The sequence below is a fragment of the Nitriliruptor alkaliphilus DSM 45188 genome (genome assembly GCF_000969705.1).
Classification (GTDB): Bacteria; Actinomycetota; Nitriliruptoria; order Nitriliruptorales; family Nitriliruptoraceae; genus Nitriliruptor; species Nitriliruptor alkaliphilus.
This window is the reverse complement of record NZ_KQ033901.1, coordinates 1,448,085-1,473,402: the sequence shown is the minus strand read 5'-3', so window position 1 is coordinate 1,473,402 and position 25,318 is coordinate 1,448,085. Positions and strand designations below refer to the sequence as shown.

Genomic DNA, 25,318 nt, shown 5'->3' with positions numbered 1-25,318 from the left:
CGCCTCGGAACGTGACGCCCCCACCGCGCCTGACCGGCGCCCTGCAACCGTCGTGGGCCACGCGGGCGGCGTTCGTGCTGTCGGGGGCCGGTGTCGCGATGTTCTGCGCGACGATCTGGCTGACCTGGAGCACACGTGGGGTCGCGCTGCCGAGCGGGTTCGAGCCAGGCACCCCGGTGCCGCTGCTGGTGGCCCTGCTGCTCTTCGTCGGAGCGGGGGGACTGGTCGCGACGCAACGCCCCCGGTACCCGGTGGGGTGGGTCGTGCTCAGCATCGGCCTGCTGTGGCAACTCATCGGTCTCGCTGGTGTCGTCCGCATCGTGAGCCACGACGGCGGCGGCGCGTCGCCGTGGGCTGCGTGGATCTGGGACGTCCTGTGGTTCCAGGCGCTGGTGTTGGTCGTGCTGCTGTTCCTGGTCTTCCCTGATGGCCGTCTGCCGTCGCGCCGGTGGCGACCGGCCGCCTGGCTGCTCGCGACCGCGTCCGTGCTGATCCTGCTCGCCATGGGCCTGCACCCGGGGCGGTTGTGGGAGACACCGGTGGACAACCCGCTCGGGGTGGAGGCGTACCCCGCCGTGTTCGGCGCGATGGACGCCGTGGGTTCGATCGCGGCCTTCGTCTCGGTGTTCGCCGGTCTGGCGGCGCCGGTGGTGCGTTACCGGCGCGCCGACCTCACCGAGCGCTACCAGCTGAAGTGGTTCCTGGCGACGTGCGTGTTGGTCTTCGTCACGTGGAGCGTCGTCGACCTGGCGCGGGTGCTCGGAGCCGGTCACGAGCTGCTGTTCACCGTTCGGACCTTCCCCATCGCAGCGCTGCCGGTGGCGATCGCGTTCGCGGTGGTGCGCTACCGGCTCTACGAGATCGATCGGCTCATCACCAAGGCGCTGCTGTACACGGGGCTGGCCAGCGTGGTGGCCCTGCTGTACCTGGGCACCGTCGTCGGGATCGGCACGATGATCGGTGGTCGGACCGGCGCGGACGTGCCACTGACGGTGCTGGCGACCGCGCTCGTGGCGGTCGCCTTCCAGCCTGCCCGTGTGCGCCTGCAGCAGCTGGCCAACCGGGTGGTCTACGGCCAGCGGTCGAGCCCGTACGAGGTGCTGGCCTCGTTCACCGAGCGCGTGACCGATGCCTACCCCACGGGTCAGGCGCCAGCCGCGATGGCCCGGGTGGTCGCCGAGGGCCTGCGGCTCGTGCGCTGTGATGTCTGGCTCGGCGTGGATCAGCAGCTGCACCTCGCGGGTCGCTGGCCCGAACCGCTCCCCGCCGGCGCGCCGGCCGTCCTCCGTCACCCGATCGGTCTCGAGCTGCCGGACACCGACGGGAGCTACCCGGTCCACCACGACGGCAGGTTGCTCGGGGTGATCGCGATCACGACGCGGGGGCGAGACCCACTCGTCGCCGACGAGGACCGCCTGCTGCGCAACCTCGCCGCCGCCGCCTGGTTGGTGCTGGACAACGCTCAGCTCGTCTCCGAGCTCCGCGCATCGCGGCAGCGGCTGGTCACGGCGCAGGACTCCGAGCGGCGACGGATCGAGCGTGACCTGCACGATGGTGCGCAGCACCGGCTGCTCGAGCTCGCGCTGACCCTCCGCGGCGTCCACGACGAAGCCGACGGCCGTGGTCAGCCGACCTCGACGATCGTCGCCGCTGAGGGGCAGCTGCGCAGCGCGCTGGCCGAGCTGCGAGATCTCGCGCGGGGGATCCACCCGGCCGTGCTCACCGAGCAGGGGCTCGCAGCGGCACTCGAGGCGATGGCCGAGCGGGCTCCCCTTCCCGTCCGCGTCGCTGCGCCCGGCATCGGACGGGTCGACGCCCCCATCGAGGCCACCGCCTACTTCGTCGCGGCGGAGGCGCTGAACAACATCATCAAGCACGCAGGTGCGCAGACGGCCACCATCGACGTACGCCGCGTCGGCGGGCAGCTCCTCCTCACGATCGTCGACGACGGATGGGGCGGTGCGGACACGACCGCCCCAGGCCTCAGCGGGCTCGCGGACCGGGTCGCGGCGATGCACGGGAGCTTCGACGTCACGAGCCCGACCGGCGAGGGCACACGCGTCGAGGTCGTGTTGCCGTGCGTGTAGCCCTCGCCGATGACGCCGCGCTGTTCCGCGCCGGGGTGGCCAGCCTCCTCGGTCGCGCCGGCGTCACCGTGACCGCGAGCGTCGGCGATGCGATGGCGCTGCGCAGCGCCATCGCCGCCGACCGGCCGGATGCCGTGATCCTGGACATCCGCATGCCGCCGACGTTCACGACCGAGGGTCTCGACGCGGCACGGCTCATCCGCCGCGAGCATCCCGACGTCGGCGTGCTCCTGCTGTCCCAGTACGTCGAGACCCGACACGTGGCCCGTCTGCTGACCGAGGGTGGCGCGATCGGCTACCTGCTGAAGGAGCGGGTCGCCGATGCCGGGGAGCTCGTCGACGCGCTGCACCGCGTCGCGGACGGCCGGTCGGTGATCGACCCGGAGGTCGTCACGGTGCTGCTCGGGCGCGCTCGGGCACCTGATCCGCTCGCACCCCTGACGGTACGCGAACGCGAGATCCTCGCGTTGATGGCCGAGGGCCGGTCCAACCACGCGATCGGCGCACGGCTGGCCCTGGCCCCGAAGACGGTGGAGACCCACGTCGGCCACGTCCTCGCCAAGCTCGACCTGCCGCCCGTCGCGGATGACAACCGGCGCGTGCTCGCGGTGCTGACGTACCTGCAAGCCGTCCCGGAGGAGCGCCTCTGACGGGGCCGGCGGGCGGCCGCCTCGTCACGTGCGCGGGTCAGGGGTAGCCCCGAGGCGGCTCACGGGGTGGCCCCGAGGCCGCAGGTACCGGTGCTCCGTAGCGTCGTCCTCACCGACCGCACGGCCCGGATCCACCTGGGGCCTCGAACCTCCGGAGCTGCCATGACCGCCGTGACCGACCCGTCCACGGAGGCGGGTGCCCGGCACCGCTCCGCCTACACCTGGCTGACGGCCTTCGGTATCGCGCTGATCGCGACGTCGATGGCCGTCCTCGCGGTGGTCTTCGCCGCGACCGGGTCGGCGCAGCTGGGTCCGGCCGTGACCATCGTGCTCGTGCTCGTCGTCGTCGGCGTGGCCGCGTGGCGGGGCAGCACGTGGGCGAAGGCCGTGGCGATCGTCGTGAGCCTCCTCCTCGTCCTCCTCTTCCTGCCGTTGGTACGCGGGGTCACCTTCCCCTCGAGCCCGCTGGACTTCGTGCCCGGCCTGCTCCTGTCCGTCGGCGTCCTGCTCGCTGCGGGCGGCGGCGTGGCAGCGATCCGCGCACGTCGGGACCTGCGCCTCCAGCCGAGCCTCGTCGAGCGGCGCATCATCCAGGGCGTCCTGGCCACGGTGCTCGTCGCAGGTACGGCATCCACGCTCGTCGGGTTGGTCTCGCGCACCACGGTCGATCCGATCGAGGGGGACATCGCCGTCGACATGCTCGACTTCGGGTTCCCCGACGTCATCGAGGCCGGTGTCGGTGACCGACTGCTGGTCCACAACAGCGATGCGACCATCCACGACTTCGCGGTGGCGGAGCTCGGCATCGACGTGCTCGTGCTCCCGGGCAACGACGCGCTGATCGACCTCGAGGGCGCCACACCCGGCACCTACGTCGTCTACTGCACGTTGCACTCGGTGACCTCGGACCCCGATCCGGACTCCGCCGGGATGGCGACCACGCTGATCGTGCGCGGCTGAGCACCGCCGCTGCACGACCGAGCGTGACCGCCGACCCCGATGGCCCGTGCCTCAGCCGACCGCGATGCAGAGCGCCCACACCGTGACGGTGCCGTTGGCGAGGTTGCCCTCTCTCTCGACGTACGTCGCGGTCCAGCCCGCACCGTTCGCGAGCGGACGGGAGACCGCCATCCGCCAGGTCCCCTGGTTGTTGGTGGAGGCGCCGCCCCCGGTGACCACCGTGCCCTCCGGGCAGGACACGCTGGCGGTGTTCACCGCGGAACCGGCGATGGTGTTGCTGTCGGAGACCTGCGCGATGCTGGCGATGCTCGCCGCGTTGACGCTCGGCGGCGTCGCCGGGTCGTTCCCCGAACTGCGGTAGAGGAAGGTGCCCATCTGCGCGCGCGTCAGCGTGTCGCCCGGGCAGTAGTTGTTCGCGTCGCATCCCAGGGTGATCCCCGTGTCGGCGACGTAGTGGATGCCTGGTGCGTGCACGGACCCGTCGTCGACGTCGTCGAAGACGTGGGTCGCGAAGGCGGCGATCGGCACGCTGAGTACGGCGACCGCCGCGAGGATCGTCACGAGCCGCCGTGGCCGTGATCGCTGCATGGTGTCCTCCTGGAGGGCAGTGGGAACGGGTGCGTCTCACCCGTGACCACCACCCAAACGGGAACGCCACCGCGAGACATCCGCCAGGTGGCGTACCTCCCGCGTCGGACCTCCGGTCGAGCCACGGACACCGGCGGCCTGTTCGGCGGGCCAGCCACCGTGCCCGTTGCGGCTCAGGGCCGCCTCTGCTCCACTCCAGGCAGCTCGGGGGAGCGTTCAGGGTGCGTTCGGGGTGGGCGGTTCGGCAGTGGCCACGTGCGGGCGTGGCCTGCGCATTGATGGGACTGGTGGCGCTGACCGGGTGCGGGGACACCACGTCACCGCAGCCGGTGGCGGCCACCGACGACGACGCGCGACGCGACGACGGGCCGGACCCGCGGGCCGACGGGCCGGACGGGGACGCCCGGTGTGCCGCGGCCGCCGAGATCGACGAGGCGAACGCCCGTCTGGTGGACGCCGACGACACGTTCGGCGGCCGGACCGATCCCCAGGACTGGAGCCCTGACGAGATCCGTGACGGGGCGGACACCGTGCTCGCGTTCGTTGACGCGGCCGACCGCCTCGGCGAGCTGGTCGATGCCGAACAGCGGGCCGCGCTGGCCGCGTGGGCGGCACCGCACCGGCAGCTGGCCGAGATCTACGTCGAGCTCGACCACGACCTCGCCAACATCGACCCCGACGATGCCGATCAGATGGGTCGGCTCTCCGAGGCTGCGGCGGGCATGCTGGCCGGCCCCGCGTGGACCGATCAGCAGCGGGACGCGTTCGAACGGCTGCTGGACGAGCTTGCCGCAGCCTGCCCCGAGCTCGACATCGACCGGCAGCCGGACACCACCGACGCACCGGGGCAGGCCGAAGCGCCCGACCCGGCGGCTGTGGTGGGCGACCACACCGTGAGCCTGTCGGACGCGGCGGTGGCTGCCATCGACGCGGAAGCGGACATCACCCGTCGGGCGCTGGCCGGCGAGGGTTCGCCGCCCTCACCGTGCCCGCTGTGGGACCCCGAGGCGGTCGCGTCCGCCGTCGCGGGGCTGCTCGACGATCGCATCGAGCTCTCCGCGACGGTGGCCGACCGGCAGGGCGGCGAGCACTGGTGGGTGTTCGCCTGCGGCAGCGTCGATGGGCGTCCCGACGGCGACCCGGGGATGCGGGGCCCGGTGTCGGTCGCGGCCCGCTCGCTCGACGGGCCGCTCTCGATCCTCGACGGCGCGACCCCGCAGCAGGCTGGCGGCCACGATGTCTTCGCCTCCGTACCGGCCGACGACACCCACCAGGTCTTCGCGGTCGACCTCGACCACGACCTGTTGCTGCTGGTGCGTGCCGGGCCCGCCCCGTTGGCCGACGCGGTGATCGCTGCGGTGCTCGACGACCTCACCGCTGGGAGCTAAGCGGCGAGGTCCATCCGCAGGAACTCGGTGATCCGCAGGACCCGCGGTGGGCGTGCCACGTCGTCGGCGAGAGCGTCGAAGGCCTCGTCCGCACCGATGAGGCGCGGCGCGGTGAGGTCCACCTCGGCCCCGTCGACGCGCAGCCGTGCGTGGCCGGCCGCCAGGACGTTGCGCACCCAGTCCGAGCCCGAGCCGTAGACCAGGACGAACACGTAGCCGCCGTCGACGGGGTGGGCGTCCATCGGGGTCCGGTACGTCGTCCCGGAAGTGCGACCGACGTGGGTCAGCACCGGGTACTTCCCACCGGCGATCGCTCGTGGGTTGAAGACCCGCTTGTTGACGTGCCCCCACCAGAGCGGCATCGGCATGGTGCGTCCTCTCGACCGGCCCGAGCCTTACGTATGTAAGCTTGCCTTACGAACGTAAGCTCGTCAACGCCCCTCCCGCGCATCGGATCGCCGTGTCACCACCGCCGAGGCAACGCCAGCCGCTCAGCCGCGACCGTGTCCTGAGCGCCGCGATCGCGGTCGCGGACCGCGGTGGCGTGGAGGCCATCACGATGCGACGGGTCGCCCAGGAGCTCGGCGTGGAGGCCATGTCGCTCTACCACCACGTCGCGAACAAGGACGCGATCCTCGACGGCGTGGTCGATGCGGTGTTCTCCGCGATCGAGCTGCCCTCGACCGACGGCGACGACTGGCGCGACGCGATGCGTGCGCGCGCCCGCTCCGCTCGTGAGGTGCTCTCGCAGCACCGGTGGGCGCTCGGGCTCCTCGACTCCCGGCGCGAGCCGGGCCCTGCCACCCTCCGCCACCACGACGCCGTGCTCGGCGTCCTCCGGCGGGCGGGGTTCTCGCTACCGATGACCGCGCACGCCGTCTCGCTCATCGACAGCTACGTCAGCGGGTTCGTCCTCCAGGAGGCGAGTCTGCCCTTCGAGACACACGAGGAGCTCCAGGACGTCGCCGGCGATCTCCTCGAGAACCTCCCGACGGACGAACTGCCCCACCTCACCGAGATGATCGTCGATCACGCGCTCCAGCCGGGTTACGACCACAGGAGCGAGTTCGACTACGGCCTCGACCTCATCCTCGATGCGCTCGACACCCGGCGCGACTGACGCTCGGTACGGGGAGTCGCCTGGCCGGACCCGGACGCAGCGAGGTCGTCCGCCCCGGAGGGTGGACGACCTCGCTCGTGCTGGTCAGACGGTCCTCGACCTCGCGTCGCCGACTAGTAGGGGTACTGCCTGCGGCCGTGGTTGACGGAGATCCACTGCAGGGTCGTCAGCTCGTCGATGCTCGAATGGCCGTTGAGCCTGCCGATACCGGACTGCTTCTCGCCACCGAACGGAACGATGGGCTCATCGGCGATGGTCGTGTCGTTGACATGGATCATCCCGGCCTCGATCTGGCGGGCGATGCGGACGCCCCGCGCGGTGTCCTTGGTGTGGACCGCCCCACTCAGACCGAAATCGGTGTCGTTGGCGATCCGGATCGCCTCGTCGTCGGAATCGAACTCCATGAGCAGGACGACCGGGCCGAAGAGCTCGTCACGTGCAACGTCGTCCCCGGTACTGACGTTCTCGAGCACGACCGGAGCGAACACGTTGCCGTCGGTTTCGCCCCGCAGCAGCGGGGTCGCACCCGCGTCCACGGCAGCCTGGACCCTCCCCTCGAGCGCGGCCACGTGGCGCTCGTTCATCAGTGGTCCGATGATCGTTTCCGGCGCCGCAGGATCACCGGTGGTGAGCGAAGCCACCTTGTTGAGGAAGCGCTCCTTGAACTCGGCCGCGACGCTCGACTGCACGATGATCCGGTTCGCGGCCATGCAGATCTGTCCCTGGTGGGTGAAGCGGCTGAAGACGGCAGCGTCGACCGCGTAGTCGAGATCCGCATCCTCACAGACGATGAACGCGCTGTTGCCGCCGAGTTCCAGGATCGCCTTCTTGAAGTGCCGGGCCGCAACCTCCCCCACGTGACGGCCGACCGCGCTCGATCCGGTGAACGCGAGGACACGCGGGATCGGGTGTTCCAGGAAGTGGTCACCGATCACCGGGATCTCGGTGACGGTGACGTTGAGAAGCCCCGGTGGGAGGCCGGCTTCCTCGAAGATCGCGGCGAGCAGCGTTCCACCGGTCATCGGCGTCTCTTCGTGTGGCTTGACCACGACACCGTTGCCGAGAGCCAGCGCTGGAGCGACGCCCTTCATCGTGAGGAAGAACGGGAAGTTGAAGGGGCTGATGACGCCGACGACGCCGACGGGACGGCGGTACACGAAGTTCTCGGTGTCCTCGACGGCGGAGGGGTAGATCCGCCCCTCCATCCGCAACGGCAGGGTCGCTGCCTCCTTGAGCGCGTCGATCACCAGACCGATCTCGAAGCCAGCTTTGAGTGCCGTTCCGCCGACCTCAGCGATGATCAGCTCAGTGATCTCCGCCGCACGCCGCTGCACGATGGCGGCGGCCTCCTCGAACACCGTCCGCTGGGCGTAGGCGTTCACCCCGCTCCACGCACGTTGGGCAGCGGCCGCCGACTCGTACGCCTCGTCGACGTCCTCCCGGGTGGCCACAGCGAACTCGCCCACCGTGTCCCCGTTGAAGGGATTGCGATCGACGAGCAGCTTCTCGCCGGCGCCACTCCGCCAACGGCCGGCGATGTACTGCTGGGCCAACTGCGTGGTGTCCATCACTTCGGTCCTCCGTTCGTGTGCTCGACACCATGTCGAGCGGGATGACGCGATCAGTTCGCCGCCCTCGACGGTGCCGTCGGGCCGGAGTCGATCGACCGCTCCGTGGAACCCCGTGCCGAGCTGATAGGTCTCATCCTCGCCGTTGACGAGCAGCGGTGAGCCGCCAGCAAAGGACCGAGCTGGCACGCGATGACCGTGGTACTCCCTGTGGTCATGACGTCTCCGCCACCATGCCGACCTCGACCCCTCGCGGCGGCGAACGTAAGCCGAGATCCCGCTACGGGGCCATACCCCGAACGAGTAACATCCAGGGTTTCGGGAACCAAGCGACCTCCGACGCCTGACCCCGCCTCCTCAACCAACCGGTCGCTCGAGAGGGGCGTCGTCGGCGGGGGGCGGCATCGCCTCATCAGCTCGGGTGTCCGGCCCAGCAGCCGAGCCACGAGCGACAGGCATCGCTGCCCCGATCAGGAGAACGGCCGGGATCAACCACGGCAGGAACCTCGACAGCCCGCTGTCGGCACCCACCAGGAAACTCCAGTTGCGGATGATGAGCACCACGGCGAGGACGAGCCCGACCCCGCCGAGTGCGGGGGCGATGAACGTGCGCCAGATCCCGGGGCGATCAGGGATCCGCCGGAAGAAGGTGATGACCGCCACCGAGGTGAGCGCTTGGAGAACGGTGATACCGATCGTGCCGAGCCCGATCAGCCAGGCGAACAGCGTGGTGTACGGGTCGAGGCCGGCGATCGCGAAGACCGCCACGACGACCATCGTGACCACGCTCGTGACCACCGACGCGACGTGTGGTGACATGCGCTGCGGATGCGTGCGAGCCAGCACGGCTGGGGCCCATCCCGTCAGACTCAGCGAGCGCAGGTACCGGGCCACGGTGTTCTGGAAGGCGAGGAGCGCAGCGAAGAAGCTCGTGACCAGCAGGACCGTCAGGATCGTGGTCCACGTCGATCCGACGAACGTCGTTGACAGCCCGAGCACGAAGTTGTCCGGGCTGTCGAGGGCAGCCTGTTGCACGCTGTCGACGCCGTGCCCGAGCACGAAGGTCCACACGTTGAACACGAGGAACGCCATGATCACGGCGACGGCGATGTAGGTCGATCGGGGGATCGTGCGATCGCGATCACGCGCCTCCTCCGAGTAGATCGCCGTGGCCTCGAAACCGATGAACGAGCCGAACGCGAACATCATCGCCACGCCGAGGGCACCATCGAACGCCACCGACGGGGTGAAGCTCTCGACGTTGATCCCGTCGGCCCCACCCTGGGCGAGGATCGCGAAGGCGACCACGAGCAGGACGAGCACCTCGAAGACCAGGATGACGCCGAGCACCTTGACGGACACGTCGATGTCGAAGTACGCCAACACCCCGACGACGACCATGGGTACGAAGGACCAGCCCCACCAGGGAATGCCCAACCCGGTGTCGATGAGGATCGCGTGCGTGAAGTACCCGAAGAACCCGTAGATCCCGCTCTGCATCGCCAGGTAGGACAGCGCCGCGACGTATCCCGAGCCACGTCCTGCCCGGGTGCCGAGACCGGCACGGATGTACGCGGCGAAGCCCCCGCCGGCGGGGACGAATCGGCTCATCGCGGCGTAGCCGACGGAGAAGAGCAGCAGGAGCACGCCCACCATCAGGTAGGCGCTCGGTGACCCGGGCCCGGTGCCCAGACCGACCGCCGCCGGGCTGGCGCCCACCGCGGCCGACAGCGGAGACGCCGCGGCGACGACGAAGAAGACGATCCCGGCGACGCCGAGCGAGTCGGGACGCAACTCGACACCGGACGCGTTCTGCATGTTCTGGTTCACGGTGCAGCTCCCTCCATGCTGGACGCGTCTGCGACCGCGCCTTCGGTGATCCGGCGGGCGTGCGTTGCCGCCGCTCCGCCGTGATCGGTCGTCTAGGTCCGGGCGGGTCGCGCGTCGGCCACCCTGCCGTCGACGCTGGTGCGTTCGAGCACCTCGCGGATCGCCTTCACACAGGTGTCGAGGTCGTCATCGTCGATCACCAGGGGCGGTGAGAGGATCAACGACGAGCCCACCGACGGACGCACGATGGCACCGTGCTTGTCCCGGATCTCCGCGGCGATCGCGTCGACCGACGCCATCGGCGCCCGCGTCGTGCGGTCGGTGACGATCTCGACGGCAGCCATCAGGCCGACGTTGCGCACCTCGCCGACCAGCGGGATGTCCGTGAGCGTCGCCAGGCGGTGAGCGAGCCGTTCACCCATCGCCGCCGCACGCTCGATCAGCCCCTCGCGTTCGATGATGTCGAGGTTGGCCAGGGCGACCGCAGCACCCACCGGGTGGCCGGCGTACGTGTAACCGATCGTGAAGCCGTGGTCGTCGGCTGTCACACGTGCTGCGACTCGCTCCGTGGCGAGGACGGCACCCACCGGGAAGTAGCCGCTCGTGATGCCCTTGGCCGTCACGATGATGTCGGGGTTGAGCCCGTACTTGTCGGCGGCGAAGCGGTGCCCGGTTCTCCCGAAGCCGGTGACCACCTCGTCGAGGATCAGCAGGATGTCGTGCTCGCGCAGGAGTGCAGCCACCCGGGGCCAGTAGTCGTCCGGCGGGACCAGCATGCCGCCGACGCCCATGATCGGCTCGCCCAGGAACGCGGCGATGTTGTCGGGCCCGAGCTGCTCGATCGTGCGCTCGAGCTCCTCGACGAGGAAGTCGGTCGGGTCCTGGCCGCCGTAGAGCTCCTCGTGGTAGGGCCACGGCGGTGTCAGATGCTCGAAGCGCGCCGGTTGGGGCCCGAACCCACGACGGAGCCAGTCGAAGTCCGTGGCAGCCGTGGATCCGTAGCCCGCGCCGTGGTAGCTGCTGCGACGCGACAGGATCCACTGCTTGTCGGGGTTCCCGCCCTCGAAGTGGAAGAGGCGCGCCATCTTGAGAGCCGTCTCGATGCTCTCGCTGCCGCCCGCGGTGAAGTTGACCTTGGTGATGCCTTCCGGTGCCATCGACACGACACGCTCGGCGAGCGCGATCTGGCTGGGGTTCGTGAACTCCCAGAAGGTGCAGAACCAACCCAGATCGGCCATCTGCGATCGTGCAACCTCGGCCAACTCCTCCCGGCCGTGGCCCACCAGGTTCGCCCACAGCCCGCCGCCGGTGCCGTCGATGTACTCACGCCCATCGATGTCCCAGATGCGGGCGCCCTTGCCCCGCGTGACGATCATCCGTTCGGTGCTCGTCGATGCGGCGAACGGGTGGATCAGAAAGCTGAGATCCGCGCGCGTCAACTCCGCGGCGGACGCGAGTGCCTGCGTCATGGCGTCACCTCGTGAGAGCTCCCGATGCCGGCTGTCCCTAGCCGGTCTCCATCGCGACGGACGAACCGCCGCGAGGTGCGTCCGGCACCGTAAACACCGCGGCTGTGCCGTCGTCACACCCGGTCGATCGTTCCTCGAACCCCCTCGGTCGAGGGGGCGCCCCGAAAGGACGCTGCTCGCCGACGCGGGAAGTCGCCGGTGTCGATTGACCCTTTTCGGGTGACAGTCGCCGACCGGCCCGCCTTGTAGCGTCAACGGATCATGGGCAGCTCGGCGCGCTGCGCCAGGGGTGGGCTGACAGACGATGCGAGGAGCGCCGACGTCCGTGAGCACGGTCCATGCCATACGAACCGACGTCCACGACGGCGCCACCTCACGGAGCGGCGGCCGTCCGACGGCGATCGCGTCAGCCTCGCCGGCAGCGGCGCCGACGGTCCAGCCACACGCGAACACGGCGAGGACGTCGGCACGCTGGGCGTTGGCGGCCGCCCTCGCCCGCGCCGAGTCGTTCGACGAGATCGTGCTGAGCCTGTACACGGGGCTCGAGCCGCTCTTCGGCCGGATCGTCATGGGGTTCGACCTCCTGGAACCGGAGACGCGCCGTCTGGTCCGAACGTCCGGCCACGGCGTCAGCGCCTACTTCCTGGCCCGCTACGACCGGATCGCCCGGGACGACGATCCGGTGCTCGACCTCGCGATCACGAGCCGGACGGTCGCCCACAACCTCTCGATGATGTCCGAAACCGAGTGGCGTTCCCTCGCCGTCTACCGCGAGGCGTTCTCGCTCCACCGCTTGACGGTGGTCGCGTGCGCGCCCGTCATCGCCGGCGACCAAGTGGTGGGCACGCTGAACCTAGGGCGCGAGGAGGGTGGCGAGCCGTTCACCGACGCGCAGCTCCGCGAGGCAGCGGACATCGCGAACCTGTTGGGCGAACTCCTCGAGGTGCTCGACCGGACAGACCAGCTCCGGCGCGATGTCGAGCAGTACGAGACCGCGTTCGAGCTGTCGGGCGAGCCGATCGTCATCACCGACATGCAGCGAGGGTTGCGGCGCACCAACGCCGCAGCCGGTTCGTTGTTGGAGTCGCTGCCGCCTAGCGCTCGTTCGCTCGACGAGGAGCTCGCGCAGTCCATGGTGTCGCCGCGGAACGGCAGACCGCTGGCCGACACCATCGTCAAGCACACCTCGATGATCCAGGACGGCACCGCTCACGTGTCGCTCCTCCGGTCGGCCGCAGCTCCCTGTCGTCTACCCCGATGGCTCGAGCTGAGCCTCACGGCACGGGAGGCGGACGTGGTCGTCCTGGCTGCGCAGGGCTACCACGACGCAGAGATCGCCGAACAACTCCTGCTCAGCATCCACACCGTGAAGGGCTACCTCCGGGAGGCGTACCGCAAGGCGGGCGTGCGGTCCCGGCTCGACTTCGCGCGGCTGCTACCGGCCCCCTGACCATCAGAAGACGTTGCACGATGGAGTCCATCGCGTGCGGCTACGTTCGGTCGGCTTCCATCACCTCGAGCAGCAGCAGTTCCTCACGCACGGAACCTAGGGTGACAGGGCAACGCTCGTCCCTCCGGCTCAGGACGACTCCGTGAGAACGCTCGGGCTGCTCGGCGGCATGGCATGGCCGTCCACGGCAGAGGCTTACCGGCTGCTGAACCAGCAGATCGCCGAACGGCTGGGCGGCGCCCACTCGGCTCGGCTGCTGATCTGGTCAGCGGACTTCGCTGAGATCGAGCAGCTGCAGTCCTCTGGCCACTGGGACCAGGCCGGTCAGGTGCTGGCCGACGCAGCACGACGCCTCGAGGTCGCAGGAGCCGAGGGGCTCCTGTTGTGCACGAACACGATGCACCGCGTGGCCGAGGTGATCGAAGCCGCCGTAGGCATCCCTCTGCTTCACATCGCAGATGCAACCGGAGAACGCGCTGTTGCTGACGGCCGCCGCCGTGTGGGTCTGCTCGGTACCCGCTTCACCATGGAGGAGACGTTCTACCGCGACCGCCTCGCCGGGCACGGTCTCGACGTCCTCGTCCCCGAAGCGGCGGACCGAGAGCTCGTGCATCGTGTCATCTACGACGAACTCGTCCACGGGATGGTCAACGACCGTAGCCGAGCCCGCTACATCTCGATCGCCGAGCGCCTGGTGGGTGACGGGGCAGAAGCCATCATCGCCGGATGCACCGAGATCGAGCTGCTCTTGCGCCCCCAGGATCTGCCCGTGGAGCTGTACCCAACGACGCGCCTGCACGTCTCGGCTGCGGCCGACTGGATGCTCGCAGACGATGCCGTGACCTGACCGGCGCGCGTGACCAGCTCGCTCCGTGCCGCCGCTTGCTGGCATCGGGTTCGCCGCCCTGAGGATGACCGTCCTGCCCCCTCACCCTGGGACACGAGGACGCCGGGAGGGATTCGAACCCCTGGCCGCCTGATCCGTAGAGCCCCGTAGTGCTGGCCACATCCCCGCCTACCGCGACGCGGGACGCTGAACCGACGCCTGGTGCGGTGGGAACCGGAGACCTGCGTCGCGCTTCCGGAAGGCATCGGCGTGCTCGAGTTCATGCTTCCGGGCTCCGAGCAGATGATGGCCGCCAACGTGGGCGGACTCCGGGGCTTCCAGATCGTGCTCTGGAGCAGGTGACTTTGCCAGGTCGCGTGATCGGCGGTCCGGTCCGCTGCCCTACCAGGTCCAGGACCGGCAGGGTGCCTGCAGCGAGGCGAGGGCATCGGCGAGCCGAGCGAGCCCGCCAGCGGCGAAGCCCCCCCGAAGTCCTCGCGCGCCACGGCGCTGGCGTCGTAGGCGGTCCCGTCCTCGGCGAGCACGACGGGCCGTCCCTCGCTTCGGCATGAGCCGGACGACCATCCGAGAAGCGCTCAAGCTGCTGCAGGAGAAGCGGCTGATCCGCGTTCGCCAGGGTCTGGGTACGACGGTGCTGCCCGAAGACGAGTGGGACCTCCTCGACCCGGTCGTCCTCGCCGCAACCGTCCGCAACGACGGGGAGCTCGGGGTCCTCGACCAACTCGTCGACGTCCGTCGGGCACTCGAGGGACAGATGGCGCAGCAGACCGCGCTGCGAGCCACGCCCGCTGACCTCGGCCCCATCCGCGACGCCTTCGAGCAGCTCGTTGAAGAGGTCCACACACCGGAGGTCTTCGTCCAGTCGGACGTGCGCTTCCACGAAGCCATCATGTTCGCGTCCGGCAATCGGCTCGCACGAGCGATCGTCCGCACCGTGCACGGCGAAGCGCTGCGCAGCGTCCGATACACCGGCGCACCGACGACCGAGAGCTGCGCCGCCGCCAACGAGGGGCATCGCCAGGTGCTGGACTGCCTGGAGGCGGGCGACGGCGAGGGCGCTGCAACGGCGATGTCCGATCACATCCTCGACGGGTGGCTCCGGCGCCGGCCGACACGTACCCCCCACCCGGATCACGCGTCGACCGCATCCTGACGCGACGGCACGGGGACGGGATACGAGTGGTGCGGCGTGCTCACGGAGCTGCGACTCACCCGCCATCGGGCACCGGGGGGTCGGCGGAGAACGGCGCACGCTCGTCGACGAGCCCCGCATCCCGAAGGTCGTCCCACAGTCCCGAACGCACGGCGGCGACTCGGTCGATCGTGGCCGCAACCTGCCCGGTATCGCGCATCCCACGACGGTCGAGACCACGGCCGGGTGCGCCCGCACGAAGGCGAGCGCGCTGTAGGACCGCTGGTGGAGCGACGTCGTAGTCGTAGGTCGCGGCCCGAGGAGGGTGGGGACGCGCCAGTCCAACCCGAACAGCAGGCGTGACGTTCGGTGTCGCGGCGAGTTCGGTGAAGTCGTTGCGGGACTACCGGTGAGCGTCCACCGAGCGAACGCCCGCCATGCGGGTTGTTCGTCAGCCCTTCGTCGCGCCCGCGGTGACACCTTCGGTGATCTGTCGCTGGAAGAACAGGTAGACCAAGAGCATGGGGAGCGCCGACAGGAACACACCGGCTGCGAACAGCGGGATGTTGTCGGAGTACTGACCGCGCAGCGCTGTCACCCCGATCATCAGCGTGCGGTTGCTGGACGAGCGCATCACGAGGAGGGCGATCAGCACGTCGTTCCAGCAGAACAGCGCGTTCAGGATGCCCACCGACAACAGGGCCGGACGACCCAGCGGCAGCATGATGCGCCGGTAGATACCGAGCGTGGAGCTCCCGTCCACCCGTGCTGCCTCGATGATGTCGAGCGGGATGCGCGAGTAGTAGCTCGCCATGAGGAAGACGGTGAAGGGCAGGAACTGCGCCGTGTAGGCCAGGATGAGGCCCGTCCGGGTGTCAAGCAGCCCCAGCTGCGCCATGACGTCGGTGAAGGGGACCATGATCACCTGGAAGGGGATCAGGAGGGCAGCGAGGCAGACCAGGAACAACGTCCTGCTGCCACGGAACTGCACGTGGCTGAACGCGAACCCCGCCATGGACCCGAGCAACAGCAGCGCCGCCACGGCCCCACCGGTGATCACGATCGAGTTGAACATGTAGGTCGACAGGCCCGTGGTCGTCCAGGCGTCGACGAAGTTGCTGGTCTGGAACGCCTCCGCAAGACCGAACTGGTCGAGGACGTACTCCCGACGGGACTTCAGGGACACGTTGGCGGTGAAGAAGAGGGGATAGAGCGTCGCGACCGCGAGCGCGGCCATGGGCACCGCGATCACCCCCCGGCTGAACCTGGCCTGGTGCATCAGGTCTCCTTGGTGGCCCGCTTGAGGATGCGGATCTGGACGAGGCCGACCACGAGCATCAGGACGAACAGCACCATGGAGGCAGCCGAGGCCAGAGCGGGCTGGTTCATCCGCCCCTGCTGGAACCAGATGTAGAACTCGGGCAGGAAGGTCGCGCCGCCGGGGCCACCGGCCGTCATGACGAAGACCAAGCCGAACATGCCGGTGAGCATGCCGATCATCGTGGTGACGAACACGAACTGGATCGTCTGGCTGAGTTGCGGGACGACGACGTGCCAGATCGTCTGCAGGAGGTTGCCGCCATCGACGCGCACTGCGTCGAGGAGCGACTGATCCAGGGTGGCGAACCCGGCGAGGAAGATGACCATGGCCATGCCGAAGGTCGCCCAGATGTGGACGCTGATCACGGAGTACATGGCGATGCTCGGGTCGCCGAGCCAGTCGAACGGGCCCACCCCCACGACCCCGAGCAGGCGGTTCACGGGCCCGTTGAACGAGAGGACGATGTTGAAGATCGCCCCGATGATGACCGGCGAGAGCACGACCGGCGAGAAGTACACGCCGCGGTAGAACCGGTAGCCGGGGACGTTCAGGAACAGAAGGGTCGCCACGATGCCTGGGACCAGCACGGCCACCGGCAGCGCCAGCAGGAGGAGCCCGACGTTCCGCATGGCGCTGAGGAACAGCGGGTCCTCGAGCAGACGCCCGTAGTTCGCGATCCCAACGAACACCCCGCGCAGCGCACCGTCCCCGGTGGCCGAGAAGTTGGCGCCAAGCAGCAGCGGGTAGATCCGCAGCAGCAGGATGATGCCGATGGCTGGTCCGACCAGGATCAGAGGGGCGAACCGCTCCGTGGTCCACCGCCGCCGCCGGGAACCCGCCTCCAACGCCCGCCCCAGCTGCTTGGGAACGCCGGAAGCTGGCGCCTGCTCGGTTGCGCCGACTCCGGACGAGGTCACGGGGTGTCCGACGCTTCGAGCTGGTCGAGAACCTCGTCCACGGTCACATCGCCGGAGATGAGCTGCTGCGAGAGCCGGTGCATGAGCTCGATCGTCTCGGCAGAGAGCGCCGTGTGCAGGAGTGGCTCGCCCTCTGGAAGCCAAGCGATGAGGTCGGTGACCACGCCGGATCCCGCATCGGAGGTATCGATCGTGGTGTCCGCGGCGATAGCTCCGGCGTCCTCCCAGAAGGCGGCGAGGGCAGCGGTGCTCGCGAGGCTCGCCACGAGGTCGGCAGCGAGCGCCGGGTCCTCGGTCCACTCCGCGACGGCGTAGCCGATACCGCCCTCGAGCGGCACGAACGGATCACCCGCGCCGGCGAGGATGGTCGGCGGGCGCATGACACCGAGGTCGTCCTCCAGGAACTCGCCGAGGTCCGCCCAGTGGCCGACGTCGGAGATGAGGCCGATCACATGGGCCGCGTTGCCGCCAGAGAAGATGGTGAACATGTCCATGAACATGGCCGTCGAGTTGACGCCGTCGTTGTACCAACCGTCCTCGTTGGTCTCAGTCCACAGCTCGAACACGGTGCGGACCTCCTCGGACTGCCAGTCGCGGTCACCATCGAGCCACGCCGCGTAGAGCTCGGGGGAGAAGATCCCCGGCGCGTAGCCTGAGAGGAAGAACTCGATACCGATCCCCTCCTGGTTCCCGAGGGCGAAGCAGTCTGCGTCCGTCGATGACTCGATCGCCTCGCAGGCAGCCTCGAGGTCCTCCCAGGTTGTGGGCGGCGACTCGGGGTCCAGGCCGGCCTCCGCGTAAAGCGCCTTGTTGTAGTAGATCGGGAACCCTTGCAGCGTCAGGGGGACGGCGTAGGTGGTGTCACCGTCCATGAACGCGTCCCAGCCCGTGAGCCGGTCACGGAGATCGCCCAGGTGGTCATCCAGCGGGATGAGCGAGTCGGTGCGGCCGCGCAACTGCGCCCCGCCGTTGAACAGGATGACGTCCGGCCCGCTGCCGGACTGCATCGCTGTCCCGACCAGGGTGTAGTACTGGTCGAAGGGCTGGGACTCGAACACGACCTCGACGTTCGGGTGCTTCGCCGCGAAGTCGGCCCGAGCGGCCTCGAAGTAGGCCGCCGCCTTGGCATCGCTCGACTTCCAGTCCCAGACGACCAGTCGGCCCTCGCCGCCGTCGGTCGTGGTTGAGCCTTCGGCCCCGCCATCATCCGCGGCGTCGTCCCCGGCTACCGGCGTACCCGACGGGGCGCCGCAGGCGAACAGGAGCACGGCCACCAGCGCGAGCGCCAGGACCCTCAAGGTGCGTGGCGGGCTTGCGGTTCCGCCGTGGTGGGACGCGGACATGTGGAACTCCTTGTCTCGGGGTACCCCCCCATGGCAGTTAATCATTCGTATGATGTCTTATCATTGCCGGGAAGTCAACGCCCGTTCTCCGCAAGCGGTTCTCAGCCTGAATCCACCGTTCTTCCCGGGTGAGGAGCGCGTAGTCGGGGTGACGGTGGGGCCGTCGCGGTGCGGCTTCCGCTTCGGAAGCGCTCCGGGGCGCCGCCGGAGGGTCGAGGCGGCCTGAACCGTGTGCCCGTGGCAGGCTGGCGCGCCCGCCGGGCGGGTCTTGGGGCCGGGCAGCCGGCGCCGGAGCACGACCGCGGTAAAGGCGACCAGGCCGACCAACAGGAGCAGCATCCCGACCGAGGCGAGCTGCCGATCCAGGCGAGCTGCGTAGGCCTCGTCCAGCCAGGCAGCCGAATCCACGCCGAGCCTCGTACCCAGCGTGGTCTCGACCACGCTGTAGGGGATCGCGCCCACCGTCGTACCGGCTGCCACGACTATCGCGGCGCCGACACCGACCGCCCCAGCGCTACGCGGTGACGGAGGCCAGGGCCAGGATGCCGGCCACGAACACGAGCGCGGCGACGACCTTGACCGCATGCACGGCCGGGTTGAGCTCAACGAGCGCGGCGTGTGCGCTGTACGGCGCGGTCAGCACCTCGGCCGGAGTGGTGAGTGCGATACCGACGGCTCCCGAAGCGAGGGCCATGCGCTCTCCGTCGCGACGGCGAACACGCGCTGAACCGAGCGGTCCTCACGGCGGCCAACGTCGCGCTATTGGGCACTGACGACCGCAATAGTCAGCAGAAGATCCGCGTTTCATCCCGGCGGGGTGGTGAGCAGTCGGCGGGCCGCTTGGCCGGCGGCCCGGTCGGCCGGATCGTCCAGCACCTCCCAGGTGGGCTCGGCGGTCTCGAACAGCCGCTGACGGTCCTTGGCGGTCGGGGAGAGCGCCGCCGGATCGCCCACGAGTCGGTAGAGACGCGCGAGGTCTTCGAGGTGGCGCTGCGGACCCCGAACATGGTCGCCAGCAGCAGCACAAGACTTGACCACCAGCGCGCCCAGCAGGTCGGGACGCGGAAGCGCAGCAACGCAGCCGCCCAGATCCACGGCGACTCGTTGCGTGCGGTCCAAGGCCTGGCGGGTTCCCGTGAGCTGCGGTGCGCGCAGCGGAGGGACCGTGGTCAGATCGGCGCACCCGCCCATGCCCTCGGGAGCGATCACGTCGAACTCGAGGCCGTCACGAACGAACTTGTAGCCGTGCCCGTCGACGTCGACGTGAGTGGTGTCGAGCTCCCAGCCTTGGGCCTGCAAGAGCGTCGCCATGGCGCGGGTGGCACCGGTCGAGCCCCGCGCATCAACGACAGCGTCCGCGTCGGCAGTTGCGGGACGTGTCGGAGCCCCGGCCTCATGTTCGTGCAGCATGACCATCAGCGCGCCGATGGGCGTCCATCCACGAGCCCGCTTACCGGCGACATCGAGGACCGCTGATCACAGCTGCCCGATGCCGCCGAGGTGGGGCAACACGACCGGGTCGTCGGCACGCAACATCTCAGCGGGCACGGAAAGCCTCCACCGCAGCGGTGAACAACCCCTGGCCCTCCTCGCAGGCACGGGCGTCGCCGGATTCCCACAGATCCAGTCCAACCACAGGCGCGGCCACCATCCCCGACCGGCGGGGGACCTGCGCTGCATCATCCACGACGCGCAGGACCACGTTGGCGACCGTCTCCGCGTCGACCAACCCATACGCCGCGTACAGCCCAGCGATGTCACTCTCGGCGACATAGCCCTCGACCTCGTCATCGTCCGCCCCAACGAGGCGGGCGCCGGCGTGTTCGGCTGCCGCCAGGCCCGTCAGCACCACGCGCGGATCTGCAGCAAGGGCGCCCAGCATCGAGGGGTGCGCGTACACGAGCCTGCGGGTCGCACGCCGTCCGAGGCGTGCCGCAAGCTCATGGCCATCTGCATCGCGGAGATGCCGTCGAAGCTGGGAACGACGCGGCGCCGACAGTCCCGTTGGGTCGTCACCCGCCAACATCGCGAGCAGCGCCCATGCGGACCCCGGGGAGAACGGACGCCCCACCGGCTGCGCCAGCCGCTGCAGACGACGGACCTCGGACATGGGCACGAACCAGCGACCCGCCCGCCGATGCGCACAGACCTGACCAGCACGAAGCAGACGCCGCAGCTCGTGCGGTGACCGGTCCAACCGCTCCGCGGCAACATCCGCTGTCACGCTGTCACGCAGATCCTGCACCGGGATCGCCTCCCCGCCGATTGCGTTAATTGTACCGTTGACATGTCTATTCGCGCAACTGTGGCTTGGACGACGTTGTCAGAGCTGCACGGCGACAGCGAGGACCCCGGCGCGCAGGTCCTCGACGGCATCCTCGAGGATCAACTGGAGACACTCCCGCGCGGCGCCTTCATCCCCGTCCACCACCCGGCGCTCCAGTTCGTCCCGATCTGCCTCCAGCACCTCGAATAGCGGCAGCTCCGCGAGCACAGCGAGGAGCCGGTGCTCGAGCGGCGCCTCGAATCTCGCCCGATCCGGCGCGTCATCGATGAACCCCGCGAGCCAGCCCGTGGCGTAGGCAGCGAACGTCACCGATCCGGCGCCGCGACGCCGGATCACGGCGCCGCGAGTCTCGATCTCCCAGACGCGGGCGTCGGCCTCCGTCGGCAACGTCGCCGTGTAGCGGTGCCCGTCGAACATCAGCCGCGCCGGAAGCTCCCCGACGGCAACCAGTCGATCGCCACCCGCACCCTCCGCACCTGTGGACAACCACGCTACGAATGCCCGACCATTTGTCACGTTTGGGCATGACACCACTGTGGACAGCCCTTCGAGCGGAAACCCGAAAAGCGCGAGAACGGCCCGCTACCGGTACGTAGCGGGCCGTCCCTGTGAAGCGCGCTGGGAGGGATTCGAACCCCCGGCCGCCTGATCCGTAGTCGGATGCAAGCCGTGCCGGGGCGTGTCCTGGGCTCCCCTGCCGTGCCTCTGACCTGCGGCGATGTGACCGTGTCCGGCACCCAGCGGCACGACCAGACCTGGCCAGGCACCGACATCCGTGACCGAGATGTGACCGACCACCCTCCACCACAGCTGCATCCCCGGGGAGGTGTCGGCGCTCAGCGGGAGGTCCGCTGATGCGAGCCGGGGAGCCGCGGGTCACCGCCGGCCAGGCTCGGGACGTGGTCAGTTTCGGCCAGGAGGTCGGACGCGTCCTGTCCGACGGCAAGGTCGTCGGCAGAGCGGAGCCGTTCGCGAAGGTCTTCCCGTCCTCGCGTGCGGTCAAGAGGGCGGTAGGCCCGACCGCGTGGGTGATCCTCGAGGACATCGCGCTCGACGCGCACCTCGATGGCGAAGGGCGGCTGGTCGCATCGACCAACGTCCGGAGGATCGCTCGCAACCTGGGCGTGTCGCGGAACACCGTCGCCAAGCATCTGGGGCGGCTGCGCGAGCACGGGTTCGTGCTCCACGAGGAGGTTCGCGCTGGGGCGGACGGTCGGTTCAGCACCGCCCGCTACGTGCTGGATCCTTCAGCGGCCGTCGAACGGTTCACCCACTCCCCGGGCGCCGACCAGGAGACCGAAGCCCCGTGGCACGGTTCTTGCGACACGGACCTGGACGCCTGTCGCGGTTCTCGTGACGCGGACCCGTGGCACGGTTCTTGCGACACGGGCCAGGTCGGCCACCGGCGGTCGAGTTCACCCGCGTCGCAGTCGTCGGGCCACGGCGATCTGGGACACAACAGAGACAGTGCTGCTGTTGGTGAACAACAACAGAGCGGCGACGCCTTCGGCGATGTGGCTACGCCAGGTGACGAGGAGCTGCTGGCGCGGCTGACCGGTCTGGACGTCGACCGCGTCACGGCACAGGCGTTGGTGGCCGACCACCCCGCAGCACAGATCCGCGACGCCCTCGACGCTGTCGCCGGTACCGATGCCCGCAAGCCCGCCGGGTGGGTCGTGGCCGCGGTGCGCAACGGCTGGGACGTCGCCGAGCTGGCGGCCGAGCAGCGCAAGCTCGCGGACCGTCGCCGTCGCGGCGAGGTCGAGGCGGCCGAGCGAGCCGCCGCGGACGCCGCCGCCGTGGACCGGCGTACCCGTGAGGCCGAGTGGGCTGCCGCCGCGGTCGAGGCCCTCGATGACGACCAGCTCGCGCAGGTGGTCGCACAGCTGACCTCGCCGGTGCCGGCGCTCGGCCGCCGTGCCTTGCCGGCAGTGCGTGCGCGGCTCGCGGCGGTCACCGCCGCCGTCGCCTCGTCCGACATCCCGCTCGGGGACGCGCTCGCCGCCGCAGCCCTCGAACGCGACCACGCCCCAGCGATGGACCAGCTGCCGCCTCCGGTGCGGACCTCTCTCGACGCCGAGCTGCACGACGCACGGCTGCGTCGGGCGGTGGCCACCGCCGACAGCACCGCCGAGATGGCGGCCGCCGCCTCCACCTCACCGACCACCGATGACCGACACGAGGAGGTCGCACGATGACCGCGCTCCACGACGAGATCCTGTCCTCCATCGAGCACCGCGGGCTCACCGACGGTGTGCCCGTCGAGCAGCTCGACACCCACGTCGCCGACGTGCTCGGCGTTCCCCCGGACCACTACGCGGTCTGGCGGCTGGTCGACGCTGCCCTCACCAGCTACGCCACCACGAACGGCGCTGGTGCCACCACGTCGCCGCAGGTGACCACGGTCGCTGGGCAGCTCTCGCGGCTGTGGGAGCACGTCGGTCGCGTCCACCACGCGAGCGTCACCGGGGTCCCGAGCGACCGGCTCGTGCGGGAGCTGATCCGGGAGCTATTCGTTCTGACCGACCGCCTCTTGGCACACGGCGGTGGCGGCGCTGCGACGTCTCCCGACGAGCTGGCGACCTACGACGAGGCGCTGCGCGACCTCGTGTCCGAGGGGGTCGACCGTGGCTGAAGCACACGATGACCCCCGCTTCGCGAACTCGGCGACCTACGCCGTCACCGTGACGATCACCGTGGCCGGCGGCGCTCGCTCCCGGACGGCTCACAGACGCGCCAGCAAGGTCGCCGAACGCCTGGCCAACACGGCCGCACGCGCGGCCGACGTCGTCGACGCGAGCGCCAAGCTCGGCCTGGTGGTCAACGACGAGGTCGTGTGGACCGACGCCGTCGCCTTCTCGGCGGCCAACACCGGGCACGGAACGTACGCCGCTCCCGAACGGCTGTTCCGCTACCTCGATCCGGACCACGAGCGCGCCCTGGTCTCTCGCGAGCAGGCCAACGCCCGGTACCGCCAACACCGTGACGCCGATCGGAAGCGTCGCCAGGCCGTCGGATGCGCCGACGCCAACCAGCTCGGGTGGACCGACGCGCGGCCGTGCAGCTGCATCTACTGCGACCCCGTCCTACACCTCGCGCTCGCGCTGCACGGGGCCGATGAGGGGTCCCCGCGCTGCCTGTGTGGCGCTCTCCGCTCCCTCTGCCGCCGCCACGACGGACTCGTCCCGGTGGTCCTCGAGAACGACGCCGCCGAGCTCCACCAGCTCGTCGAGCTCCGTTCCGCCGATGCCCCCGAGGGTGAGCGATGACCACGCCCCTCGGCGCCGGTGAACTGCTGCCAGTGGGTCTGCCAGCGGGTCTGCCGCATCCAGACCCCCACCCTCCCGAATGCCCAGGTCAGCGCTGCGCGCAGCCCCTCTGGCTGAAGACCACCCACGCACTACGTGAACCCGTGGGTGGTCTTCAGCCAGAGCCCAAGGGTGGGCACAGGGTGGGGGTCTGGATGCGGTGTGTGGAGGGGGTAAGGGAGAAGGAAGAAGTGCAAGAAGTGCAAGGACGAAAGGCAGGGGCGAGGTACCGGCTGAGCCGAGGAGGCGGACGTGGTGCGTGAGCGGATGGAGGTCACGGACCGGGACGTGAGCACGCTCCGGTGGATCGCTGAGTGGTGGGGTGTGACGGTCGCGCAGGCGGATCGCTGGTGGCGCCTGCCTGACCAGGCCGGGCTGCACGGGCCCGGGGGTCCACCGCGGACCGAGGTCGCACGGCGGCGCCTCGCAGCGATGGAGCGCAGCGGCCTGCTCGTGGCACACCGGATGCCGACGAGTCCCGCCTACATCTACGCCGTCACGAGTGCCGGCCTGAGCGTCGCCGGGCTGGCCGCCTGGACCGTGCCGCGGTGGCGATGGAGCCAGTTCCGCCACGAGCACACGTCGACGTCGGTCGCGCTCGATCTACTGGAGGCGGGGTTCGACGTCGTCTCCGAACGTCGCATGCGGCAGGACGACGCCATCGGTGCCGGTAGCTGGTCGCTCGTGCTGCCGACCTCCCGCGGCGCCCGTTCGCACTACCCCGACCTGTGGGTGCGGCGCGATGCGACGGAAGCGTGGCGCGCGGTCGAGATCGAGCTCGCACGGAAGTCGCTGTCACGGCTCGTGGCGATCCTCGCGGCGTACCGCGATCGCGGAGCAGGTGTGACCTACTACACGGCGGACGCGTCGGTGGCTCAGGCGATCCGACGGGCAGCGGACCGAGCTCGGCTGACCGACGTCGATGTCCGCCGCGTCTCGGGCGCCACCCGTGGTCGGTCGGAACCCGTGCCCGCGGGGGTCGGCCATGGGTGAGGAACGCCGCGCACCCTCGACGCGCTGGACCGGGCGGAGTCGCGCGCACCAGGGCCGACC

The 25,318-nt window shown here is 69.8% G+C and carries 26 protein-coding genes; 13 read left to right on the top strand and 13 right to left on the bottom strand.

The annotated features are described in order from the left end of the window. Positions 1 to 11: 11 nt before the first annotated feature. The 3 genes from NITAL_RS06945 to NITAL_RS06935 all read left to right on the top strand — a co-directional run bounded on the left by NITAL_RS06945 (position 12) and on the right by NITAL_RS06935 (position 3,697). Entirely contained in the window at positions 12 to 2,087 is a 2,076-nt protein-coding gene (locus NITAL_RS06945; protein WP_052665380.1) for a sensor histidine kinase, read from the top strand. Next, entirely contained in the window at positions 2,078 to 2,737 is a 660-nt protein-coding gene (locus NITAL_RS06940; protein WP_052665379.1) for a response regulator, read from the top strand. The genes NITAL_RS06945 and NITAL_RS06940 overlap by 10 nt, the downstream gene beginning before the upstream one ends. 162 nt (positions 2,738 to 2,899) lie before the next feature. Beyond that, positions 2,900 to 3,697 carry a cupredoxin domain-containing protein gene (locus tag NITAL_RS06935; protein ID WP_052665378.1) on the top strand — a complete coding sequence of 266 codons (798 nt, stop codon included), beginning with the start codon at positions 2,900 to 2,902 and terminating at the stop codon, positions 3,695 to 3,697. 51 nt (positions 3,698 to 3,748) lie between these two features. Here NITAL_RS06935 and NITAL_RS06930 read toward each other — a convergent pair whose 3' ends face one another. Continuing rightward, on the bottom strand, positions 3,749 to 4,285 hold the full coding sequence (locus tag NITAL_RS06930) for an S-layer homology domain-containing protein (RefSeq protein ID WP_052665377.1): 537 nt from the start codon (positions 4,283 to 4,285) through the stop codon (positions 3,749 to 3,751). Between the two features lie 278 nt (positions 4,286 to 4,563). Here NITAL_RS06930 and NITAL_RS06925 point away from each other — a divergent pair, with 278 nt between their 5' ends. Further along, entirely contained in the window at positions 4,564 to 5,673 is a 1,110-nt protein-coding gene (locus NITAL_RS06925; protein ID WP_052665376.1) for a hypothetical protein, read from the top strand. Here NITAL_RS06925 and NITAL_RS06920 read toward each other — a convergent pair. Further along, on the bottom strand, positions 5,670 to 6,041 hold the full coding sequence (locus NITAL_RS06920; RefSeq protein ID WP_052665375.1) for a nitroreductase family deazaflavin-dependent oxidoreductase: 372 nt from the start codon (positions 6,039 to 6,041) through the stop codon (positions 5,670 to 5,672). The two genes, NITAL_RS06925 and NITAL_RS06920, sit on opposite strands and share 4 nt — an antisense overlap. 92 nt (positions 6,042 to 6,133) lie before the next feature. On the opposite strand from NITAL_RS06920, the gene NITAL_RS06915 reads away from it, so the two are divergent. Beyond that, positions 6,134 to 6,793, top strand: coding sequence for a TetR/AcrR family transcriptional regulator (locus NITAL_RS06915; RefSeq protein WP_052665374.1), 660 nt, complete (start codon positions 6,134 to 6,136; stop codon positions 6,791 to 6,793). 113 nt (positions 6,794 to 6,906) lie between these two features. On the opposite strand, the gene NITAL_RS06910 is transcribed toward NITAL_RS06915, so the two are convergent. The 3 genes from NITAL_RS06910 to NITAL_RS06900 all read right to left on the bottom strand — a co-directional run bounded on the left by NITAL_RS06910 (position 6,907) and on the right by NITAL_RS06900 (position 11,660). Continuing rightward, positions 6,907 to 8,361 carry an aldehyde dehydrogenase family protein gene (locus tag NITAL_RS06910; RefSeq protein ID WP_052665373.1) on the bottom strand — a complete coding sequence of 485 codons (1,455 nt, stop codon included), beginning with the start codon at positions 8,359 to 8,361 and terminating at the stop codon, positions 6,907 to 6,909. A 357-nt stretch (positions 8,362 to 8,718) separates the two neighbouring features. Next, positions 8,719 to 10,191 carry an APC family permease gene (locus tag NITAL_RS06905; RefSeq protein WP_052665372.1) on the bottom strand — a complete coding sequence of 491 codons (1,473 nt, stop codon included), beginning with the start codon at positions 10,189 to 10,191 and terminating at the stop codon, positions 8,719 to 8,721. A gap of 92 nt (positions 10,192 to 10,283) precedes the next feature. After that, entirely contained in the window at positions 10,284 to 11,660 is a 1,377-nt protein-coding gene (locus NITAL_RS06900; RefSeq protein ID WP_052665371.1) for an aminotransferase family protein, read from the bottom strand. 325 nt (positions 11,661 to 11,985) lie between these two features. Here NITAL_RS06900 and NITAL_RS06895 point away from each other — a divergent pair, with 325 nt between their 5' ends. From NITAL_RS06895 to NITAL_RS06885, 4 genes are all read left to right on the top strand, one after another. Beyond that, complete coding sequence (locus NITAL_RS06895) at positions 11,986 to 13,110, top strand: LuxR C-terminal-related transcriptional regulator (RefSeq protein ID WP_052665370.1); 1,125 nt, start codon at positions 11,986 to 11,988, stop codon at positions 13,108 to 13,110. 142 nt (positions 13,111 to 13,252) lie between these two features. After that, positions 13,253 to 13,957 carry an aspartate/glutamate racemase family protein gene (locus NITAL_RS06890; protein WP_052665369.1) on the top strand — a complete coding sequence of 235 codons (705 nt, stop codon included), beginning with the start codon at positions 13,253 to 13,255 and terminating at the stop codon, positions 13,955 to 13,957. Between the two features lie 201 nt (positions 13,958 to 14,158). Further along, positions 14,159 to 14,299: a hypothetical protein gene (locus NITAL_RS27085; protein ID WP_157041677.1), complete on the top strand. Its 141-nt coding sequence runs from the start codon at positions 14,159 to 14,161 to the stop codon at positions 14,297 to 14,299. Between the two features lie 205 nt (positions 14,300 to 14,504). Continuing rightward, positions 14,505 to 15,110, top strand: a complete 606-nt coding sequence (locus tag NITAL_RS06885) for a FadR/GntR family transcriptional regulator (protein ID WP_052665368.1) — start codon at positions 14,505 to 14,507, stop codon at positions 15,108 to 15,110. 55 nt (positions 15,111 to 15,165) lie between these two features. On the opposite strand, the gene NITAL_RS28450 is transcribed toward NITAL_RS06885, so the two are convergent. The 8 genes from NITAL_RS28450 to NITAL_RS06845 form a co-directional block, all read right to left on the bottom strand. Next, positions 15,166 to 15,309: a hypothetical protein gene (locus tag NITAL_RS28450; protein WP_157041676.1), complete on the bottom strand. Its 144-nt coding sequence runs from the start codon at positions 15,307 to 15,309 to the stop codon at positions 15,166 to 15,168. Between the two features lie 231 nt (positions 15,310 to 15,540). Further along, the gene (locus NITAL_RS06880; RefSeq protein ID WP_052665367.1) at positions 15,541 to 16,368 is read right to left on the bottom strand and encodes a carbohydrate ABC transporter permease; all 828 of its coding nucleotides are present in this window, start codon (positions 16,366 to 16,368) and stop codon (positions 15,541 to 15,543) included. Then, positions 16,368 to 17,267: a carbohydrate ABC transporter permease gene (locus tag NITAL_RS06875; RefSeq protein ID WP_342674221.1), complete on the bottom strand. Its 900-nt coding sequence runs from the start codon at positions 17,265 to 17,267 to the stop codon at positions 16,368 to 16,370. The genes NITAL_RS06880 and NITAL_RS06875 overlap by 1 nt, the downstream gene beginning before the upstream one ends. Positions 17,268 to 17,323: 56 nt before the next feature. Then, positions 17,324 to 18,670: an ABC transporter substrate-binding protein gene (locus tag NITAL_RS06870; RefSeq protein ID WP_052665366.1), complete on the bottom strand. Its 1,347-nt coding sequence runs from the start codon at positions 18,668 to 18,670 to the stop codon at positions 17,324 to 17,326. Between the two features lie 514 nt (positions 18,671 to 19,184). Beyond that, positions 19,185 to 19,364, bottom strand: a complete 180-nt coding sequence (locus NITAL_RS06860) for a hypothetical protein (RefSeq protein ID WP_052665364.1) — start codon at positions 19,362 to 19,364, stop codon at positions 19,185 to 19,187. 110 nt (positions 19,365 to 19,474) lie between these two features. Then, positions 19,475 to 19,981, bottom strand: coding sequence for a hypothetical protein (locus NITAL_RS06855; RefSeq protein ID WP_157041675.1), 507 nt, complete (start codon positions 19,979 to 19,981; stop codon positions 19,475 to 19,477). Between the two features lie 226 nt (positions 19,982 to 20,207). Further along, positions 20,208 to 20,915 (bottom strand): helix-turn-helix domain-containing protein, encoded by a 708-nt coding sequence (locus NITAL_RS27075; protein ID WP_211262248.1) that lies wholly within the window; start codon positions 20,913 to 20,915, stop codon positions 20,208 to 20,210. A 78-nt stretch (positions 20,916 to 20,993) separates the two neighbouring features. Beyond that, a complete protein-coding gene (locus NITAL_RS06845) occupies positions 20,994 to 21,443 on the bottom strand; it encodes a hypothetical protein (protein WP_157041673.1) in 450 nt (149 codons plus the stop codon). Positions 21,444 to 21,811: 368 nt separating this feature from the next. Between NITAL_RS06845 and NITAL_RS06840 the strand changes: the two genes are divergently transcribed. From NITAL_RS06840 to NITAL_RS06825, 4 genes are all read left to right on the top strand, one after another. Then, the gene (locus NITAL_RS06840; RefSeq protein WP_052665360.1) at positions 21,812 to 23,155 is read left to right on the top strand and encodes a helix-turn-helix domain-containing protein; all 1,344 of its coding nucleotides are present in this window, start codon (positions 21,812 to 21,814) and stop codon (positions 23,153 to 23,155) included. Next, positions 23,152 to 23,592: a hypothetical protein gene (locus NITAL_RS06835; RefSeq protein ID WP_052665359.1), complete on the top strand. Its 441-nt coding sequence runs from the start codon at positions 23,152 to 23,154 to the stop codon at positions 23,590 to 23,592. Before NITAL_RS06840 ends, NITAL_RS06835 begins: the two co-directional genes overlap by 4 nt. Then, the gene (locus tag NITAL_RS06830; RefSeq protein ID WP_052665358.1) at positions 23,585 to 24,226 is read left to right on the top strand and encodes a hypothetical protein; all 642 of its coding nucleotides are present in this window, start codon (positions 23,585 to 23,587) and stop codon (positions 24,224 to 24,226) included. Before NITAL_RS06835 ends, NITAL_RS06830 begins: the two co-directional genes overlap by 8 nt. A gap of 291 nt (positions 24,227 to 24,517) precedes the next feature. Beyond that, a complete protein-coding gene (locus NITAL_RS06825) occupies positions 24,518 to 25,258 on the top strand; it encodes a replication-relaxation family protein (RefSeq protein ID WP_052665357.1) in 741 nt (246 codons plus the stop codon). Positions 25,259 to 25,318: the final 60 nt, after the last annotated feature.